Source organism: Chlorobaculum sp. MV4-Y, from assembly GCF_025244685.1.
In the GTDB taxonomy this organism is placed as follows: domain Bacteria; phylum Bacteroidota; class Chlorobiia; order Chlorobiales; family Chlorobiaceae; genus Chlorobaculum.
Window position 1 is genome coordinate 1,472,650 of sequence record NZ_CP104202.1, and the last position, 18,788, is coordinate 1,491,437.

Below are 18,788 nucleotides of genomic sequence, written 5' to 3' on the forward strand. Positions count from 1 at the left end.
GGACAGGCAGGCCCGGACTTTTGTTTTCTTTGTTTTTCAATTGCTAACCATCAGACTTGACCCATGAGATCAGATATCATAAAAAAAGGATTTGAAAAGGCTCCGCACCGCAGTCTCCTCAAAGCGACCGGATGCGTTTCGACACGAGATGATTTCTCGAAACCGTTCATCGGCATCTGCAACTCGTTCAACGAGCTGATTCCCGGCCACGCCCATTTGCAGGAGCTGGGCAAAATTGCCAAGGAGGCCGTGCGCGAAGCTGGCGGCGTACCGTTCGAGTTCAACACCATCGGCGTCTGCGACGGCATCGCGATGGGCCACGTCGGTATGCGCTACTCGCTGGCCAGCCGCGAGCTGATCGCCGACTCGGTCGAGACCGTCGTCGAAGCGCACCGGCTCGACGGCCTGGTCTGCATCCCGAACTGCGACAAGATCACCCCCGGCATGATGATGGGCGCACTCCGCACCAACGTACCGGTTGTCTTCGTCTCGGGCGGGCCGATGAAGGCCGGCCACACGCCCTCCGGCAAAACGGTCGATCTCATTTCAGTGTTCGAGGCAGTCGGCAAATGCAGCACCGGAGAAATCACGGAGGAGGAACTCCAGACCATCGAGGAGTGTGGCTGCCCCGGTTGCGGCTCCTGCTCCGGCATGTTCACGGCCAACTCGATGAACTGCCTCTGCGAGGCGCTCGGCTTCGCGCTGCCCGGCAACGGCACAATCCTCGCCGCCGATCCTCGCCGCAACGAGTTGGTCAAGGCCGCTGCCGGACGCATCGTCGATCTGGTCAAAGAGGATGTTCGCCCGCGCCAGATTCTGACCCGCACGGCGATGCTCAACGCCTTCGCGCTCGATCTGGCGATGGGCGGTAGCACCAACACGATTCTGCACACGCTGGCCATCGCGAGCGAAGCTGAACTCGACTTCGACTTCTCGGAGCTGAACGACCTGTCGGCTAAAACGCCCTACATCTGCAAGGTCAGCCCGGCGACCACCGAGGTGCACATCGAGGATGTGGATCGCGCGGGCGGCATCTCGGCGATCCTGAAGGAGCTGTCGAAGGTCGAGGGACTGCTCGACCTCTCCGCTCCGACCGTCACCGGCAAGACGCTCGGCGAGAACATCGCCAGCGCCGAGGTGCTCGACCGGAAGGTGATCCGCTCCGTCGAGGAACCGTACGCGGCCACCGGCGGCCTGGCGGTGCTCTATGGGAACCTTGCGCCGAACGGCGCGGTTGTCAAGACCGGCGCGGTCAACCCGTCGATGATGAAGCACACCGGCCCGGCGAAGGTCTATGACTGCCAGGACGACGCGATCGCAGGCATTATGCAGGGTGACGTCAAATCGGGCGACGTGGTGGTGATCCGCTACGAAGGCCCACGCGGCGGCCCTGGAATGCCCGAAATGCTCTCGCCGACCAGCGCCATCATGGGCCGCGGCCTCGGCGATTCGGTCGCGCTCATCACCGACGGACGCTTCTCTGGCGGATCACGCGGCGCCTGTGTAGGTCATGTATCGCCCGAAGCCGCCGACCGCGGTCCGATCGCAGCCGTGCAGACCGGCGACATGATCACCATCGACATTCCGCAGCGCTCGATGACGGTAGCGCTCGATGACGAGACCATCCGCCAGCGCATCGAGGCGTTGCCAGAGTTCGAGCCGAAAATCAAAAAAGGGTACCTGGCGCGATACGCACGGATGGTCACCTCGGCAAATACCGGCGCGGTGCTGACAACAGATTTTTAACTGAAATGAAACAGGGCAAGGCCGTCGCACCTCCAGATAGCTCACCCTGCCATCAATCAACAGGATTGAAACCATGCATAACAACGGAGAGAAACTGATCGGATCCGAAATATTTTTCGAGTGTCTGAGGCGTGAAAACGTCGAGTACATTTTCGGCTACCCTGGCGGGGCGTTGCTGAAGGTTTACGAAACCCTGCACGATGTCGAGGATATCGAGCACATTCTGGTGCGTCACGAACAGGGCGCGACCCACATGGCCGAGGGCTACGCCCGCGCCACCGGCAAGCCCGGCGTGGTGCTGGTCACCTCCGGCCCCGGCGCAACCAACACAGTCACCGGCATCGCCAACGCCTACATGGACTCCACGCCACTCGTGGTTTTCACCGGCCAGGTGCCGAGTTCGCTGATCGGCAACGACGCCTTTCAGGAGGCGGACATTGTCGGCATCACGCGACCGATCACCAAGCACAACTTCCTCGTCAAGGACGTGCGCGAGCTGGCTACGACCATCCGCAAGGCGTTTTACCTCGCCACCAACGGACGGCCCGGCCCGGTGCTGGTCGATATGCCAAAGGACGTGCTCAACGCGGAGTGCCTCTTCGAGTGGCCAGAGAGCGTTGACATTCGCGGCTTCAAGCCGACCATCAAGTGCCACGCCAACCAGGTGCAGAAAGCGGCGAAAATGATCGCCAGGGCCAAGCGCCCTCTGCTCTACGTCGGCGGCGGCGTCATCACGGCTGAAGCTTCGGAAGAGCTGCGCAAGCTCGCCATCGATCAGCAGATTCCGGTCACCATGACCCTGCAGGGGCTTGGCGCGTTCCCCGGAGACCATCCGCTCTCGATGGGAATGCTCGGCATGCACGGCACCTACTGGGCCAACCAGGCGGTGAGCAACTGCGACCTGTTGATCGCCGTCGGCGCGCGTTTCGACGACCGCGTCACCGGCAAGGTGGACACCTTTGCTACCCATGCGTACAAAATCCACAACGACATCGATCCGACCAACGTGGACAAGAACATCAAGGTCGATCTGCCGGTGGTCGGCGACTCGAAGGACTTCCTCGCCTCGCTCATCGAAGCAATGCCGAAATCGCGGGAGGATCGCGGCGCGTGGCTCGCCGAAATCGAGGCGTGGCGCAAGCAGTGCCCGCTCGACTACGAAATCGAGCCGGATTCGCTCAAAACCGAGTTCGTCATCGACGAGGTCTCGAAGCAGACCAAAGGCCACGCAGTGGTCGTCACCGACGTCGGTCAGCACCAGATGTGGACATCGCAGTACTACAAGTTCACCGAACCGCGCTCGATCATCACGAGCGGCGGCCTCGGCACGATGGGCTTCGGCCTGCCGTCGGCGATCGGCGCGGCGTTTGGCGTGACCGACCGCCCGGTGGTACTCTTCAGCGGCGACGGCGGTCTGATGATGAACATCCAGGAGCTGGTCACAGCGGTCTACAACAAGCTGCCGGTCAAGATATTCCTGATCAACAACAGCTACCTCGGCATGGTGCGCCAGTGGCAAGAGCTTTTCCACCAGGAGAAGTACACCTTCACCGACCTGGCGTCGAGCAACCCCGATTTCGTCAAGGTTGCCGAAGCCTTTGGCTGCAAGGCGATGAGCGCCAGCAATCCAGAGGCGGCCAAAAACGCCATCACCGAAGCGCTCGCGTACAACGACGGCCCGGTGCTGGTCGATTTCAGGGTTATCCGCAAAGATATGGTTTTTCCAATGGTGCCCGCTGGCGGGTCGATCTCCGACATGCTGCTTGCCCGGCTGAATCCGAAAACAATGGTTTAAGTTACTTCTATGAAACATCTTATATCCGTTCTGGTCGAGAACAAGTTCGGCACGCTGAACCGGGTTGCGGCCATGTTCAGCGCGCGCGGCTTCAATCTCGAAAGCATCTCCATCGGAGAGACCGAAGACCCGGAAATTTCGCGCATGACCATCGTGACGCGGGGCGAAGACCGCATCATCAGCCAGGTGCTCAAGCAACTGAACCGTCTGGTCGATACGATCAAGGTGACCGACCTCACCCATCAGCCGCACGTGGAGCGCGAATTGCTGCTTCTGAGCCTGAAACTCAGCAAATCCACCCAGCACGAGATTTTCGAGCTGGCCAATGTTTTTAAGGGAAAAGTCGTGGATATAAAGCAAAAATCCATTACTATTGAGTTCATCGGTTCACCCGACAAAATCAACACGGCCATCGACCTTTTCAGGCCTTTCGGCATCCGTGAACTCGCCCGTTCCGGCGCGGTAGCCATCCATCGCGGCGAGAGCTGAAGTTTTTTATGTACGTCCAAAACAAGTCAATACGAATATGTCAATGAATGTCTATTACGAGCAGGATGCCGATCTCGCGGTACTGCAGAACAAGAATATCGCCATTCTCGGCTACGGCAGCCAGGGCCACGCTCATGCACTGAACCTGAAGGATAGCGGCATGAACGTCTGCGTCGGCCTCAAGACCGACAGCGCCTCCTGCGCCAAGGCCCGCGAAGCTGGCCTGAAGGTTGACACGGTCGCCGAAGCGGTCAAGTGGGCCGATATCGTCATGGTGCTCCTGCCGGATCAGACCCAGAAAAGCGTTTGGGACAACGAAATCGCGCCGAACCTGAAATCGGGTGCGACGCTTGCTTTCGGCCACGGCTTCAATATTCACTACAAGCAGATCGTGCCTCCGGCTGACGTGAACGTCATCATGATCGCTCCGAAAAGCCCCGGCCACCTCGTTCGCCGCACCTACACCGAAGGCAACGGCGTCCCCTGCCTCATCGCAGTGCACCAGGACGCCACCGGCGACGCCAAAGCAATTGCGCTGGCATGGGCCAAAGGGATCGGCGGCACCAAGGCTGGCGTCATCGAGACCAACTTCAAGGACGAGACCGAGACAGACCTCTTCGGCGAGCAGGCCGTGCTTTGCGGCGGTTCTGCCGAGCTGATCAAAATCGGCTTCGAGACCCTCACCGAAGCTGGCTATCCGCCGGAACTGGCCTATTTCGAGTGCATGCACGAGCTGAAGCTCATCGTCGATCTCTACTACGAAGGCGGCCTGTCGCGCATGAACTATTCGGTCAGCGACACCGCCGAGTACGGCGGCATGACCCGCGGCCCGCGCGTCATCACTGCTACCGCGAAAGCCGAGATGAAGAAGATTCTCGAAGAGGTGCAGGATGGCCGCTTTGCCAAAGAGTTCATCGACGAGTGCAACTCCGGCTACAAGAAACTCAACGAGCTGCGCGAGAGCAATCGCAACCACCCCATTGAGGTCGTTGGCGAGAAACTGCGCGGCATGATGAGCTGGCTGAAAAAGAAATAAGCGGGAGGATGATGTATAAAATTGTCTCCATACCCGGTGACGGCATCGGCCCCGAAGTGGTGGCCGGTGCTCTTGAAGTGCTGAACGCCGTCTCGAAAAAACATGGTTTTGAAGTGGCGGTCGAGGAGCATCTCTTCGGCGGCGCTTCGTACGATGTGCACGGCTCCATGCTGACAGACGAAACGCTCGAAGCGTGCAAGAATTGCGATGCCGTGCTGCTTGGCGCGGTCGGCGGTTACAAATGGGAAAATCTGCCGCACGAGCAGAAGCCTGAAGCGGCACTGCTGAGAATCCGCAAGGAGCTCGGCCTCTTCGCAAACCTCCGTCCGGCAAAGGTGTATGATGCTCTCGTGGCATCATCGACACTGAAGACCGAAGTGGTGCAGGGCACCGACTTCATGGTCTTCCGCGAGCTGACTGGCGGCATCTACTTCGGCCAGCCGAGAGGCTACGACGAGAATCGCGGCTGGAACACGATGGTTTACGAGCGTTACGAGGTCGAGCGCATCGCGCGGCTTGCGTTTGAATACGCGAAAAAGCGCGGCAACGCCAAGGTAACGTCCATCGACAAGGCCAACGTGCTCGAAGTTTCGCAGTTCTGGCGCAACATCGTGCATGAAGTGCACCAGGATTTCCCTGAAATCGAGCTGGTGGACATGTACGTTGACAATGCCGCCATGCAGGTGGTGCGCAATCCGAAGCAGTTCGAGGTGATCGTGACCGGCAACATCTTCGGCGACATCCTGAGCGACATTTCGGGCATGATCACCGGCAGCCTCGGCATGTTGCCTTCGGCGAGCATCGGCTCGGAGCACGCGCTCTACGAACCGATCCACGGCAGCGCTCCCGACATCGCAGGCCAGAACAAAGCAAACCCGATCGCGACCATCGCGTCGGTGGCCATGATGTTCGAGAACAGCTTCAACCGGCCCGAAGTGGCGAACGATATCTACGCCGCCATCGAAGGTGCGCTTGCCGCTGGCTTCCGCACGGGCGACATCGCAGCACAAGGCGAGGCGATCTGTTCGACAACGGAAATGACAGCAGCTATCGTCGCCCGAATTTGACGGCGAACAACGCGAAGAAAACGACAGAGCACATGCGGCGGTGAGCCGCGACGAGAAAAGCCGGAGCTCTGCAAGCATCCGGCTTTTCATTTTTTGACGGGGCCTGCCAGCCCGGACAAGAAAAAATTCAGACAAGATTTATATCCGATAACGGAATCTTTCAAATCATGGCACAAACGATAACCCAAAAAATTTTTGCCAGGGCCGCGAACCGCAAGTTCGTCGATCCTGGTCAGAGCGTATGGCTCAATGTCGATGTTCTCTTGACGCACGACGTCTGCGGCCCGCCGACCTTCGATATCTTCAAGCAGGAGTTCGGCCCGAACGCCAAGGTGTGGGATCCATCAAAAGTGGTGGTGCTTCCCGACCACTACATCTTTACGGCCAACGAGCACGCGCACCGCAACATCGACCTCTTGCGCCAGTTCGCCGCCGAGCAGGGTTTGCCGAACTACTATGACGTAGGCACCGACCGTTACCGCGGCGTCTGCCACGTGGCGCTCGCCGAAGAGGGCTTCAATCTCCCCGGCACCGTCTTGTTCGGCACCGACTCGCACACCTGCACCTCCGGCGCATTCGGCATGTTCGGCTCCGGCATCGGCAACACCGACGCGGCCTTCATTCTCGGTACCGGCAAGCTCTGGGAGAAGGTGCCTGATTCGATGAAGTTCACCTTCGAAGGCCAGATGCCCGAGTACCTGACGGCCAAAGACCTGATTTTGCAGATCCTCGGCGACATCACCACCGACGGCGCGACCTACCGCACGATGGAGTTCGACGGCGAGGCAGTCTATTCGCTGCCCATCGATGAGCGCATGACGCTCTGTAACATGGCCATCGAGGCGGGTGGCATGAACGGCATCATCGCAGCCGACGCCGTGACCGAGGCCTTCGTGAAGGCGCGAAGCAGCAAGCCGTACGAGATTTTCCACAGCGACGCCGACGCGCAGTACCACAGCATGTACCGCTACAACGTCGAGAAGATGGAGCCGGTGGTCGCGCAGCCGCACAGCCCCGACAACCGCGCCACCGTGCGCAGCGTGGCCGGAACGCCGATCACCAAATCGTACATCGGCTCCTGCACCGGCGGCAAGCTGACCGACTTCAGGCTCGCAGCGAAGATTCTCAAGGGCAAGAAGGTCAGCGTGACGACCAACATCGTTCCTGCGACCGTGCTCGTAGCATCGCAGCTCGAAACCGAGATGTACGACGGCCAGACGCTGCGCCATATTTTCGAGGAGGCTGGCTGCAACATTGCCTTGCCGTCGTGCGCGGCGTGTCTTGGCGGCCCTTCGGACACCGTCGGACGCTCGGTGGACAACGACGTCGTGGTTTCGACCACCAACCGCAACTTCCCCGGACGCATGGGCAGCAAGTTCGCGGGCGTTTACCTGGCCTCTCCGCTGACCGCGGCGGCCTCCGCCGTGACTGGCAAACTCACCGATCCGAGGGACTTCCTCTGATCGAACGAAGAAACTGACAAGGAAAACAGCATCATGGACACCATCATACAGGGGAAAGCCTACGTTCTCGGCAAGAATATCGACACCGACCAGATCATTCCCGCCGAGCACCTGGTCTACAGCCTCTCCGATCCCGAAGAGGTGAAGATGTACGGCAAATACGCGCTTTCGGGCGTTCCGATCGACCAGGCGGGGCTGCCGGAAGGCAACATTCCGTTCGTCGAAGAGGATAAGTTCACCTCACCATACTCGATCATCATTGCCGGGCCAAACTTCGGCTGCGGCTCGTCGAGGGAGCACGCGCCTTTCGCGCTGAAGGTCGCCGGAGCCAAGGCGATCATCGCCGAATCCTACGCAAGGATTTTCTATCGCAACTGTGTAGACGGCGGCTTTGTTATCCCCTTCGAGACGGCTCAGCCGCTCAACAAATCGATCCTGACGGGCGACGAGCTGTCGCTCGACATGGAGAACAACACGCTGACCAACCTCACGCAGAACATCACCTACCAGCTCAGGCCACTCGGTGATGTCGTCAACATCGTGCAGGCGGGCGGCATCTTTGAATATGCAAGGAAAAACAACCTCATGGCTTCGACTGAGGCATAAGCAACAGCATGGTAATTGAACTGTATGACACCACCCTGCGTGACGGTACGCAGGGTGAACACATCAATCTTTCGGTACAGGACAAGCTTCTGATCGCAGAAAGGCTCGACGAGTTCGGTGTGGACTTTATCGAAGGCGGCTGGCCGAGCAGCAACCCGAAGGACGAAGAGTTCTTCCTCAAGGCAAAAAAGCTCGACCTGAAGCACGCCCGCCTCGCCGCGTTCGGTTCAACGGCGCGTTCGCTCGACAACATCGAGAATGACCCTAATCTGGTCGGCCTTGTCAAGTGCGAGGCTCCGGTGCTCACTATTTTCGGAAAAACCTGGAAAGCCCACTCGGTCAAGAGCCTCGGGATTACGGATGACGAAAATGCCGAACTGATCCGCCGTTCGGTCAGGTTCCTCGTCGAGTCGGGCCGTGAGGTCTTCTTCGACGCCGAGCACTTTTTCGACGGCTGGAAAGACAACGCAGAGTTTGCCGAACGGATGATCGCCTCGGCGATTGAGGGCGGCGCGAGCCGCGTCGTGCTCTGCGACACCAACGGCGGCACGCTGCCGCACGAGATCGCGAAGATCGTCGCACGGGTGCGGCAGATCGTAACAGTGCCCGTCGGCATCCACGCTCACAACGACGGCGACCTCGCCGTGGCCAACTCCATTGAGGCGGTCAGGGCCGGAGCCACGCAGGTACAGGGGACCATCAATGGCATCGGTGAACGGTGCGGCAACGCCAATCTGGTAAGCATCATACCAAACCTCATGCTCAAACTCGGCGCGGAGTTTAACCATGTCAAGAATTTGAAATCGCTGACTTCGATGTCGAAGTTCGTGTTTGAAATCCTGAACCTGCCGCCGGACACCAAAGCGCCGTTCGTGGGCAAATCGGCCTTCGCGCACAAAGGCGGCATCCACGTCAGCGCGGTGATGAAGGAGAGCTCGCTCTACGAGCACATCGACCCGGCGCTGGTTGGCAACCGCCAGCGCGTGCTGGTCTCGGAGCTGGCCGGGCAGAGCAACATCCGCTACAAGGCGCAGGAGCTTGGCATTTCGCTACCGGAAAAGGGTGAAGTGTTCAAGAATCTGGTCAACCACGTCAAAAAGCTCGAACACCAGGGCTACCAGTTCGACGGAGCCGAAGCCTCCTTCGAGCTGATTCTGCGCCGCGAGCTCGGCCAGTTCAAGCCCTATTTCGAAGTACTCGAATCGAAGGTGGTGATCCAGAACGGCCAGGAGATCAAAGCGGTCGATCAAGCGGTGATGAAGGTGATGGTCGGCGCAGAAACCGAGCAGACGGTCGCAGACGGCGACGGCCCGGTCAACGCACTCGACAAGGCGCTCCGCAAGGCGCTGCTGCACTTCTATCCGGACATTCGCGCCATCAGGCTGATCGACTACAAGGTGCGCGTACTCGAAGAGAAGAGCGGCACCAGCGCCAAAGTGCGCGTGCTCATCGAAAGCAGCGACGGCCAGAACAGCTGGGGAACAGTCGGCGTTTCGACCAACATCATCGAGGCGAGCCTTCAGGCACTCAACGACAGCATCAACTACTACCTCTTCTACAACCAGTCGAAGGCGGTCGCGACGGCGCCAGCCAGCGAGGCCCTGAATAGCTGAAAACGACTTTTAGTGCTGCCGAAAATTGTTGGCAGCACACCCATCTCTGCTTGCATCTATTGCCCAGTCAGGCTTATCTTCAGCATATTATTTACTCCTGCCCCCTACAGGACACATCATGCGCATACACGATATCGATCCCGACAATCGTCCGAGGGAGCGGTTTCTCCGTTCCGGCAAGGAATCCCTCAGCCCGGCGGAACTGCTGGCGCTCATTCTCCGCTCCGGCACAGCGGGGCTGAACATCATTGACACCTGCAACAAGCTCATCGCGGAGCACGGTCTCGAACGCCTCGCTGACCTGTCGATTCAGGAGCTGCAGAAAACACCCGGCATCGGCGAAGCCAAAGCAATGCAAATTGCGGCAATCTTCGAGCTTCAGCGACGGCTGCACTTTGCACGCAACATGAACCTGAAAGTAAAGGGCGCGCGTGACGTATTTGAGTACATGAAAGGAAGAATCCCGGACGAAACCAAAGAGCATCTTTTCGTGCTGTTCATGAGCACAAAAAACCAGATTCTGAGGCACGAAACCATTACCATCGGAACGCTCACCGCGTCACTGATCCACCCGAGAGAAATATTCAAGGCGGCGATCCGCGAAAGTGCTCACTCGATCATTCTGGTGCACAACCATCCATCAGGTGACGTGCAGCCAAGCAACGCCGACAAACAGGTCACCTCAATCCTGAAAAAAGCCGGAGACCTTCTCCAGATCGAACTGCTCGACCATGTGGTCGTTGGTCGCGATGACTGGTTCAGCTTCAGGGACCACTCCCTGCTGTGACTGGTTTTGCAGCCGATAAGCTCTCGAAAGAATTACGATCTCAAGATCGTAATTCCTGAATTTGGTCTGCTGGATCAAAAAAAGAGATTGTCGGGAAATAGGTGGAGGGACAGCGCCGGAAACGGCTTACTGATGCACGGGATTGAATTCGCCCTGAACCCCAAGCCTTACCGCTGGATTCTCAGCGCCGGAAGCCACTGCAACTGCGGAAACAGAAAGTTCACGAACATTTTTGGCCTGAAGGCCTTTCTGCGTCTTGTCAAGATCATATTCCACTTCAGCATCCTGATTGAGTACCTTGAAACTCTGGTCGGACATGATCGCAGAGAAATGAACAAAAATATCCTCTCCGCCCTCAGGGTTCAGAATAAAACCATACCCTTTTTTGCCATCAAACCATTTGACTTTACTTTTAGCCATGATGACGACATTAGATGGTTAATGTTAACAAAATACAAAATGAAAACATCACTTTATTTTTTAATATAGATTATTTCGTCATATGACGCAATAATATTTTCGCCTTAAACACACTATACATAAAATATATAAATCGACTCTTGACTTAGCTATGAAACATATACTTCTGATCACCGGTGCAGGAAAAGGCATTGGCCGCGCTATTGCGCTCGAATTTGCCCGAGCTGTAAGGCACCACCCTGATTTCGACCCCGTACTCATACTCTCTTCACGCACACCGGCAGACCTCGAAGAAATATCTCTTGAGTGCCGTGCCGAGGGGGCCCTGACCGACACCGTCACCGCCGATATCTCCGATATGACTGATGTACGCCGGTTAACCGCTCATATTGCTGAGCACTATGGCCGAATTGACTGTCTGGTGAACAACGCCGGAGTTGGCCGTTTCGGAGCGCTGAGTGATCTGACCGAAGAGGACTTCGATTACACGATGAACACCAACCTCAAGGGAACCTTTTTCCTGACGCAGGCGCTGTTCGCCCTCATGGAACGCCAGCGTTCGGGGCACATTTTCTTCATCACCTCGGTAGCCGCAACCAAAGCATTCAAGCACTCAGCGGCCTACTGCATGTCAAAATTTGGCCAACGCGGCCTGGTCGAGACAATCCGCCTGTATGCCAGAAAGTGCAACGTCCGCATCACTGACGTCCAGCCGGGAGCAGTGCATACTCCGATGTGGGGCGAGGTGAGCGACGAGATGATGGCACTCATGATGATGCCGGAAGACATAGCGACTCCGGTAGTGCAGGCTTATCTGCAACCAACGAGAACGGTGATCGAAGAGATCGTGCTGAGGCCAACCAGCGGAGATATTCAGGACGAATGAGGCGTTTCAGGTGCTCCGGATCGGACAGATCGGTCGAATCAGTCAGATCAGACTGATTTGCCGGATTACCCGAACACGCCGCAGCTCTACCAATCTCGTTTTTTTCTCTTATCTTCCGGTTCTTGAAAACAATACCAACGAACCGCACCATCTACTGCCATGAGCCTTAAGGAAAGAATCGACCAGGAGCTGAAAGAAGCCATGAAAAGCGGCGACAAGATTCGCCTCAACGCCATCCGCTCTATCCGGGCCGCCCTGCTTGAAAAGGAGGTCTCGATCAGAGTTGGCGGCAAGGCGGTGCTGAACGAGGAGCAGGAGCTCGAAGTGGTGATGGGGCTGGCCAAGCGTCGGCGCGACGCCATCGAGCAGTTCACGGCAGGCAACCGGCTCGACCTGGCTGAAACCGAGACCGCAGAGCTGAAAGTGCTCGAAGAGTACCTGCCGCAGCAGCTTTCCGACGAAGAGGTCGAAGCGGCCATCCGCGAAATCATCGCGCAAACCGGCGCGACCTCCATGAAAGAGATGGGCAAGGTGATGGGCCTTGCCATGAAAGCGCTCAAGGGCAAGGCCGACGGCGGCAAAGTCCAGAACCTGGTGAAATCGCTTCTCTCAGCCTAACCCACATTCTCCGCAAGATATATGCTTGACATTACTTACATCCGCCAGAACCCGGATGATGTGAAAGAGATGCTGCGCCGCCGCCAGCAAAGTGACGACGCACCGAAGGTTGACCGTCTGCTCGAACGCGACGCTGAACGCAAGGCAATGGTGCAGCGAACCGACGACCTCAAGGCACTGCGCAACCGGGTATCGAAAGAGATCGCCAACATCAAGCGCACCGGCCAGGGATCTGGTGACGAACTGATCGCTCAGATGAAATCGGTCTCCGACGAAATCGCCGATCTCGATCTTGGGCTTTCGACGCTTGAAGGAGAGCTTGAAGAACTACTGCTCACCCTGCCCAACCGCCTGCACGAAAGCGTGCCGGAAGGTCGCTCAGCGGAGGAGAACGTGCTCTACAAGGGGCCGGTTTTGTTCGAGCACAATCTGGACTTTCCGGTCAAAAACCACCTCGAACTCGGCAAGAGCCTCGGCTTGCTCGACTTCGAACGCGGCGCGAAAATCAGCGGCACGGGTTTCCCGGTTTACACCGGCAAAGGCGCAAGACTCGAGCGAGCGCTCATCAACTTCATGCTCGACACCCACACATCAAACCACGGCTACACCGAGGTGTTTCCGCCCTTTATGGTAAACCGCGATTCACTGCGCGGCACTGGCCAGTGGCCCAAGTTCGCTGACCAGGTCTATCACATGCCGGAGGACGGGCTGTACGCCATCCCGACAGCCGAGGTGCCGGTAACCAACCTGCATCGCGGCGAAATGCTCGATGCGGAGAAGCTGCCGATCGCCTACGCCGCCTACTCGGCCTGCTTCCGGCGCGAAGCGGGAAGCTACGGCAAAGACACACGAGGCTTCCTGCGGGTACACCAGTTCAACAAGGTCGAGATGGTGCGCTTCACACGGCCGGAAGAGTCGTACGCGGCACTTGAAGAGATTCTCGGCCACGCCGAAGCGATCCTCTGCGCACTCAGGATTCCCTACCGCGTCATCACGCTCTGCAGCGGCGACATCAGCGCCAACGCCGCGAAGTGCTACGACATAGAGGTGTGGTCGCCCGCCGAAAACAAATATCTCGAAGCATCGAGCGTCTCGAACTTCGAGGACTATCAGGCTCGCCGCTCGAACATCCGCTTCAAGCCCGACAGCAAGTCAAAACCGGAGTTTGTGCACACCCTCAACGGCTCGGGCCTGGCTACATCGAGGCTGATGGTCTCGCTGCTCGAACACTACCAGACCGCCGACGGCAAGATCATGGTGCCTGAAGTGCTGAAGCCCTACACGGGGTTCGATGTGATTGAGTAAAAAGTGGACAGAAGAGACGAGAAAACGAGGCGCGGCAAAACACCGCGCTTCTTTCATTTTAAATCTTCTCCTTGAACTCGCAAACCATGCGACTGACCGTGTCGGTGTCGATGAGGAAGGCGTCATGACCGTAGGGTTCGTCGAGGAAGAGCAGGCGGGAACCGGGAATGAGTCGGGCGAGTTCCTCCTGCTCCTCTTTTGGATAGAGCACGTCCGAGTCGATGGAGAGAATCTCGACCGGCATTGTCAGCGCCGCAAGCGTGGCTTCGTATGACTCGCGTCCGCGACCGAGGTCGTGCATGTCCATCGCTCTGGTGAGCGTGACGTAGGTGTTGGCGTCGAAACGCTCTACGAGCTTGTCGCCCTGGTGGCGCACGTAGCTCTCGGCCTCGAACAGACCATCCTCGCGCTGCTGGCGGCCGAAGCGCTGCTGGTAGTTCTCGAAGCAGCGGTAGGTGCACATGGCCATCATCCTTGCTGCCGCAAGTCCTTTGCGCGGCTGCGTCGCCGGATCGTACCAGCCATCCTGCCACTCTGCGTCGGCGGCGATTGCCTGCCGCTGTGCCTCGCTCTGCGCGATGCACCACGCCGAATGGCGGCCTGAAATACCCATCGGCATCAGGGCCCCGGCCATCTCCGGATACATCGCGCCCCATTCGAGCACCTGCATTCCGCCAAGCGACGCACCGACAACGAGCCGGATCCTTTCGATGCCGAGCGAGCGGAGCAAGAGTCGTTGAACGTTCACTATGTCGCGGATGGTGATGCGCGGGAAATCGGGGCCGTAGTGTTTGCCGGTCAGCGGATTGCGTGAGAGCGGCCCAGTCGAGCCGTAGCAGCTCCCGATCACGTTGCTGCAAATGATGAAATCTTTTGTCTCGTCAAAGGCGCGTCCCTCACCGAACATGCCGCACCACCAACTATCGGCGTCGGCGTTGCCTGTCAGCGCATGGCAGACGAGAATGACGTTGCTTTTCTCAGCGTTCAGCTTACCCCAGGTTCGGTAAGCTACCTTCACGCCGGGCAGTTCCCCTCCCAGTTCGAGCGGCAACGGTTCGTGTGATTTGAAGTATTTCGTACTGTCGGAAATAATTGCTCTCTGCTCCATCCGGGTCATACTAAATTCTCGAAAGCCTGGCTGAAGTCAGCCTTGATGTCATCAATGTGCTCGATGCCAACTGACACGCGCACCATGTCGGCGGTGACGCCCGCCGACTGCTGCTCCTCCGCGCTGAGCTGCTGGTGCGTCGTCGAGGCAGGGTGGATCACAAGGGTCTTGGCATCGCCCACGTTGGCCAGGTGGCTCGCCAGCTTCACGCTGTCGATGAATTTGACCGCCTTCTCAAATCCGCCCTTGACGCCAAAGGTGAGCACGCAACCAAATCCGTACGTGAGGTAACGCTTTGCCAGCTCGTGCGTCGGATGGCTTTCAAGGCCCGGATAGTTCACCCACGCAACCGCGTCGTGCGACTGAAGCCAGCGAGCCAGTTCAAGCGTGTTGTCGAGGTGGCGCTGCACCCGGAGCGAGAGGGTTTCAAGCCCCTGCAAAAGCATGAAGGAGTTGAACGGGCTGATCGCCGGGCCGAAATCACGCAGTCCCTCGACCCGCGCCCTGATGATGAACGCCAGCTCGCCAACCGCCTCATGGAACTTCAGGCCGTGGTAGCCTTCCGAAGGCTCGGTGAAGAGCGGAAACTTGCCGTTTCCCCAGTCGAAGGTGCCTGCATCGACGATAATACCGCCCATCGAGGTGCCATGCCCGCCGATCCACTTGGTGGCCGACTCGACGACGATGGACGCGCCATGATCGATCGGACGGCAGAGGTAACCTGCACAGCCGAAAGTGTTGTCCACGATCAGCGGAATACCGTTCTCGCGGGCGATGGCGGCGATGGCCTCGAAATCGGGCACATGGAAGGCCGGATTGCCGATCGACTCCATGTAGAGCGCCTTGGTGTTGCCGTCGATGGCCTTGCGAAACGCCTCCGGATCGTTGCCATCCACGAACTTCACCTCGATACCAAGACGCTTGAAGGCGACCTTGAACTGGTTGTAGGTGCCGCCGTAGAGGTAGCTCGACGACACGATATTGTCTCCCGCCTGACAGATGGTGGCGATGGCAATGAACTGCGCCGAGTGGCCGCTTGCCACGCCAAGTGCCGCCTTGCCTCCTTCGAGCGCAGCCATGCGCTTTTCGAGCACGTCGGTAGTCGGGTTCATCAGGCGCGTATAGATATTGCCCGCTTTACGCAGCGCGAAAAGGTCGGCACCGTGCTCGGCGTTCTCGAACACGTAGGAGGTTGTCTGGTAGATGGGTACAGCCCGCGATCCGGTCACCGGATCAGGCTCCTGCCCGGCGTGAACCTGCAAGGTCTCGAACCGGAAGGAATTATCCTTGGTCATGGTAAAATATTCTATGATTGAAGCTTACGCTCCATGCAAAGGATTCGGGGTCTGGACGTGCGCGTGGAAGCTTGACAAGAGAGGTATGAAATCAGCAGGAATGCATACATCATCTTTCCCGGATTCCCTCCGGGATGGATTTGGCACCTCTCATATGGAATGAAGGTTGCCAAGGCTTCGCAGGGCCAGTCCCTCCGCCTTTCTGGATGATCGCTCGAAATCTGAAAAAGAACGTTCAAGTTTCAGGAATCTACGACAGATGATACTATTTTACAATACGTTGCTACCCGCTTTCAGTAAAAACAGTCGCCAGCTTTCCGATCTATGACCGCACGTGAACTCGCCCTTCGTGTTTTGCTCGAACTCGACGGTATGCGCAAATCTGAAGAGCTGCTCAACCGGATGCTCGAACACTTCGGCCTCGGCAAGAGCGACCGGGCGCTTGCCAAAGAGCTGGTGGCCGGAACGCTGAAGTACCAGCTCCAGTGCGATTACATCATCGCGCGATTCTACCGGCACGACTACGCCAAAACGGCTACCGTTCTCAAGCACATCTTGCGCCTCGGCGTCTATCAGCTCATGCACCTTGACCGTGTTCCAAAGTCGGCGGCGGTCAACGAATCGGTCAAGCTGGCCCGCAAGTACAAGGGCGACCACCTGGCGAAGCTGGTCAACGGCGTTTTGCGCAACATTTCAAAAGCGACCATCGATCTCGAAAGCTGGACGGCTGCTCTGCCCGAAGCGAAACGCCTGTCGATCATCTACTCGTATCCGGAGTGGCTGACCGACCGCTGGATCAAACATTACGGCGCTGAAACTGCCGCGCAGATGCTCGCGCACGGCAACCGGCCTCCAGCCACCGGCTACCGGATCAACCGGCTCAAAGCCGATCCCGAAACGCTTTTCGCCCTGCCCGCGCTCGCGGATGCGCGGCGAGTAGAGGCCGCAGAACTCGACAGCTTCTTTTTCTCGAAACAGTTCGCCCTGCTCGAACCGCTGCTCAAGGAGGGACTCGTCAGCGTGCAGAATCCGGCACAGGGACTTGCCTGTCTGATGGCCGCGCCGCAACCCGACAGCACGGTGTTCGACATGTGCGCCGCGCCGGGGGGCAAGGCAACCTTTATAGCCGAGCTGATGGAGAATCGCGGGCGCGTCATCGCACTCGACCGCTCCCCCGCGAAAGTTGCGCGAATCGCTTCGAACGCGGCAGCACTCGGCATCACCATCATCGAGCCAAGCGAGGGCGACGCGCTCACCTTCGATCAGGGATGCGCAGTGGACACCATTCTGCTCGACGCGCCGTGCACCGGCACCGGCGTGCTGGGCCGTCGCGCTGAACTGCGCTGGCGCACGACGCCCGAAAAGCTCCGGGAATTGACGGAACTGCAAACCGCGATGCTCGATCGCGCAGCCTTGCTACTTCGTGCCGGCGGCGCGCTCCTCTACGCCACCTGCTCGGTCGAACCCGAGGAGAACGAGCTTCAGACGGAAGCCTTCCTGCAACGTCATCCAGAGTTCATCCTCGAAGCGTCGCGGCTGACGTTGCCGGGATCGAGCGAAGGGTTCGACGGCGGATTCGCCGCGCGGTTCCGCAAAACGGAGGGGTAAAGATGCCGGAACGCGAAGAGCCGTGGCGCGACGCGCTCGAAACCTTCCTGAACTACCTGACTCTCGAACGCAACTTTTCGGGCAACACGCGGGCCTCATACCTGAACGATCTCGAACGCTACCTCGCCTGGCTGCACGAAGGCGGCGTCAAACCCGAAAAGGCCGTGCCCGGCGACATCCGCAAATTCATCGCAGAATTGCACGAGATCGGTCTCGAAGCGAGTTCGGTCGCCCGCAACATTTCGGCCATCCGCTCTTTCCACAAATTCTTGCTCACCGAGCGGCTCGCCGAGATGAACCCCGCCGAGAACATCCACCAGCCGAAACTTGCTCGTTACCTCCCATCAGTGCTGACCGTCGAGGAGATGGTGACGCTGCTCGATGCCCCGCTCAAGCGGCATCCGACCGGCACCTTCATGCTGCGCGACAAGGCGATGCTTGAATTTCTCTACGCCACAGGAGTCCGGGTCAGCGAGCTGCTGGGCCTCAGCCGGCTGAATCTGCACATGGATGACGGCTTTGTGCGGGTCTTCGGCAAAGGCTCGAAAGAGCGGCTTGTGCCAGTCGGCCAGACGGCCATTTCGTGGATGAAGCGCTACCTCGACGAGCTGCGCCCCGGCATGACGAGCGCCGCGTCCTGCGACACCATCTTTCTGAACTCGCGCGGCGGCAAGCTTTCGCGCATGGCTGCATGGAACATCGTGCGTGAGCACGCGATCATCGCGGGCATTGAAAAGCCGATCAGCCCGCACACCTTCCGCCACTCCTTCGCCACACACCTGCTCGAAGGGGGCGCTGACCTTCGCGTCGTGCAGGAGATGCTCGGCCACAGCTCCATCATCGCCACCCAGATCTACACCCACATCGACCGCTCGTTTATAAAGGAAGTGCACAAAACCTTTCACCCGCGAGGATAAAAACAATTGATAATGGATAGTTGATAATT

General features: G+C 58.4%; 17 protein-coding genes and 1 riboswitch. Of the genes, 14 read left to right on the forward strand and 3 right to left on the reverse strand.

The annotated features are described in order from the left end of the window. Positions 1–63: 63 nt before the first annotated feature. From ilvD to radC, 9 genes are all read left to right on the forward strand, one after another. Positions 64–1,746 (forward strand): dihydroxy-acid dehydratase, encoded by a 1,683-nt coding sequence (ilvD, locus tag NY406_RS07240; protein WP_260533435.1) that lies wholly within the window; start codon positions 64–66, stop codon positions 1,744–1,746. Between the two features lie 73 nt (positions 1,747–1,819). Then, entirely contained in the window at positions 1,820–3,541 is a 1,722-nt protein-coding gene (gene ilvB, locus NY406_RS07245) for a biosynthetic-type acetolactate synthase large subunit (protein WP_260533436.1), read from the forward strand. A gap of 9 nt (positions 3,542–3,550) precedes the next feature. Further along, entirely contained in the window at positions 3,551–4,030 is a 480-nt protein-coding gene (gene ilvN / locus NY406_RS07250) for an acetolactate synthase small subunit (protein WP_260533437.1), read from the forward strand. 43 nt (positions 4,031–4,073) lie between these two features. Beyond that, positions 4,074–5,066, forward strand: a complete 993-nt coding sequence (gene ilvC, locus NY406_RS07255; protein WP_260633768.1) for a ketol-acid reductoisomerase — start codon at positions 4,074–4,076, stop codon at positions 5,064–5,066. Between the two features lie 11 nt (positions 5,067–5,077). Next, a complete protein-coding gene (leuB, locus tag NY406_RS07260) occupies positions 5,078–6,133 on the forward strand; it encodes a 3-isopropylmalate dehydrogenase (RefSeq protein WP_260633769.1) in 1,056 nt (351 codons plus the stop codon). A gap of 167 nt (positions 6,134–6,300) precedes the next feature. After that, positions 6,301–7,596 carry a 3-isopropylmalate dehydratase large subunit gene (locus tag NY406_RS07265; RefSeq protein WP_260533438.1) on the forward strand — a complete coding sequence of 432 codons (1,296 nt, stop codon included), beginning with the start codon at positions 6,301–6,303 and terminating at the stop codon, positions 7,594–7,596. Positions 7,597–7,629: 33 nt separating this feature from the next. Further along, complete coding sequence (locus tag NY406_RS07270; protein ID WP_260533439.1) at positions 7,630–8,202, forward strand: 3-isopropylmalate dehydratase; 573 nt, start codon at positions 7,630–7,632, stop codon at positions 8,200–8,202. Positions 8,203–8,210: 8 nt separating this feature from the next. Then, positions 8,211–9,815, forward strand: coding sequence for a citramalate synthase (cimA, locus tag NY406_RS07275; protein WP_260533440.1), 1,605 nt, complete (start codon positions 8,211–8,213; stop codon positions 9,813–9,815). Between the two features lie 118 nt (positions 9,816–9,933). Then, positions 9,934–10,602 carry a RadC family protein gene (gene radC, locus NY406_RS07280; RefSeq protein ID WP_260533441.1) on the forward strand — a complete coding sequence of 223 codons (669 nt, stop codon included), beginning with the start codon at positions 9,934–9,936 and terminating at the stop codon, positions 10,600–10,602. A 126-nt stretch (positions 10,603–10,728) separates the two neighbouring features. On the opposite strand, the gene NY406_RS07285 is transcribed toward radC, so the two are convergent. Further along, the gene (locus tag NY406_RS07285; RefSeq protein WP_260533442.1) at positions 10,729–11,022 is read right to left on the reverse strand and encodes a cold-shock protein; all 294 of its coding nucleotides are present in this window, start codon (positions 11,020–11,022) and stop codon (positions 10,729–10,731) included. 151 nt (positions 11,023–11,173) lie between these two features. Here NY406_RS07285 and NY406_RS07290 point away from each other — a divergent pair, with 151 nt between their 5' ends. The 3 genes from NY406_RS07290 to serS all read left to right on the forward strand — a co-directional run bounded on the left by NY406_RS07290 (position 11,174) and on the right by serS (position 13,831). Further along, positions 11,174–11,908, forward strand: coding sequence for an SDR family oxidoreductase (locus NY406_RS07290; protein WP_260533443.1), 735 nt, complete (start codon positions 11,174–11,176; stop codon positions 11,906–11,908). Positions 11,909–12,067: 159 nt separating this feature from the next. Next, positions 12,068–12,526 (forward strand): GatB/YqeY domain-containing protein, encoded by a 459-nt coding sequence (locus tag NY406_RS07295; protein WP_260533444.1) that lies wholly within the window; start codon positions 12,068–12,070, stop codon positions 12,524–12,526. Positions 12,527–12,547: 21 nt separating this feature from the next. Next, positions 12,548–13,831 (forward strand): serine--tRNA ligase, encoded by a 1,284-nt coding sequence (serS, locus tag NY406_RS07300; RefSeq protein WP_260533445.1) that lies wholly within the window; start codon positions 12,548–12,550, stop codon positions 13,829–13,831. 58 nt (positions 13,832–13,889) lie between these two features. On the opposite strand, the gene metX is transcribed toward serS, so the two are convergent. After that, positions 13,890–14,948 carry a homoserine O-acetyltransferase MetX gene (gene metX / locus NY406_RS07305; RefSeq protein ID WP_260533446.1) on the reverse strand — a complete coding sequence of 353 codons (1,059 nt, stop codon included), beginning with the start codon at positions 14,946–14,948 and terminating at the stop codon, positions 13,890–13,892. Continuing rightward, complete coding sequence (locus NY406_RS07310) at positions 14,945–16,234, reverse strand: O-acetylhomoserine aminocarboxypropyltransferase/cysteine synthase family protein (protein WP_260533447.1); 1,290 nt, start codon at positions 16,232–16,234, stop codon at positions 14,945–14,947. Before NY406_RS07310 ends, metX begins: the two co-directional genes overlap by 4 nt. Positions 16,235–16,340: 106 nt before the next feature. Further along, a riboswitch (SAM riboswitch) is annotated at positions 16,341–16,447 on the reverse strand. Between the two features lie 111 nt (positions 16,448–16,558). On the opposite strand from NY406_RS07310, the gene rsmB reads away from it, so the two are divergent. Together rsmB and xerD are read left to right on the forward strand one after the other, a co-directional pair. Further along, positions 16,559–17,842: a 16S rRNA (cytosine(967)-C(5))-methyltransferase RsmB gene (gene rsmB / locus NY406_RS07315; RefSeq protein ID WP_260533448.1), complete on the forward strand. Its 1,284-nt coding sequence runs from the start codon at positions 16,559–16,561 to the stop codon at positions 17,840–17,842. 2 nt (positions 17,843–17,844) lie between these two features. After that, positions 17,845–18,759: a site-specific tyrosine recombinase XerD gene (xerD, locus tag NY406_RS07320; protein ID WP_260533449.1), complete on the forward strand. Its 915-nt coding sequence runs from the start codon at positions 17,845–17,847 to the stop codon at positions 18,757–18,759. Positions 18,760–18,788: the final 29 nt, after the last annotated feature.

Coding starts and splice junctions, on each gene's coding strand:
- cimA (WP_260533440.1), top strand. CDS start 8,211: ATGGTAATTGAACTGTATGACACCACCCTGCGTGACGGTACGCAGGGT.
- NY406_RS07285 (WP_260533442.1), bottom strand. CDS start 11,022: ATGGCTAAAAGTAAAGTCAAATGGTTTGATGGCAAAAAAGGGTATGGT.
- NY406_RS07295 (WP_260533444.1), top strand. CDS start 12,068: ATGAGCCTTAAGGAAAGAATCGACCAGGAGCTGAAAGAAGCCATGAAA.
- NY406_RS07265 (WP_260533438.1), top strand. CDS start 6,301: ATGGCACAAACGATAACCCAAAAAATTTTTGCCAGGGCCGCGAACCGC.
- metX (WP_260533446.1), bottom strand. CDS start 14,948: ATGACCCGGATGGAGCAGAGAGCAATTATTTCCGACAGTACGAAATAC.
- leuB (WP_260633769.1), top strand. CDS start 5,078: ATGTATAAAATTGTCTCCATACCCGGTGACGGCATCGGCCCCGAAGTG.
- ilvD (WP_260533435.1), top strand. CDS start 64: ATGAGATCAGATATCATAAAAAAAGGATTTGAAAAGGCTCCGCACCGC.
- NY406_RS07270 (WP_260533439.1), top strand. CDS start 7,630: ATGGACACCATCATACAGGGGAAAGCCTACGTTCTCGGCAAGAATATC.
- xerD (WP_260533449.1), top strand. CDS start 17,845: ATGCCGGAACGCGAAGAGCCGTGGCGCGACGCGCTCGAAACCTTCCTG.
- rsmB (WP_260533448.1), top strand. CDS start 16,559: ATGACCGCACGTGAACTCGCCCTTCGTGTTTTGCTCGAACTCGACGGT.
- NY406_RS07290 (WP_260533443.1), top strand. CDS start 11,174: ATGAAACATATACTTCTGATCACCGGTGCAGGAAAAGGCATTGGCCGC.
- ilvN (WP_260533437.1), top strand. CDS start 3,551: ATGAAACATCTTATATCCGTTCTGGTCGAGAACAAGTTCGGCACGCTG.
- NY406_RS07310 (WP_260533447.1), bottom strand. CDS start 16,234: ATGACCAAGGATAATTCCTTCCGGTTCGAGACCTTGCAGGTTCACGCC.
- ilvC (WP_260633768.1), top strand. CDS start 4,074: ATGAATGTCTATTACGAGCAGGATGCCGATCTCGCGGTACTGCAGAAC.
- serS (WP_260533445.1), top strand. CDS start 12,548: ATGCTTGACATTACTTACATCCGCCAGAACCCGGATGATGTGAAAGAG.
- ilvB (WP_260533436.1), top strand. CDS start 1,820: ATGCATAACAACGGAGAGAAACTGATCGGATCCGAAATATTTTTCGAG.
- radC (WP_260533441.1), top strand. CDS start 9,934: ATGCGCATACACGATATCGATCCCGACAATCGTCCGAGGGAGCGGTTT.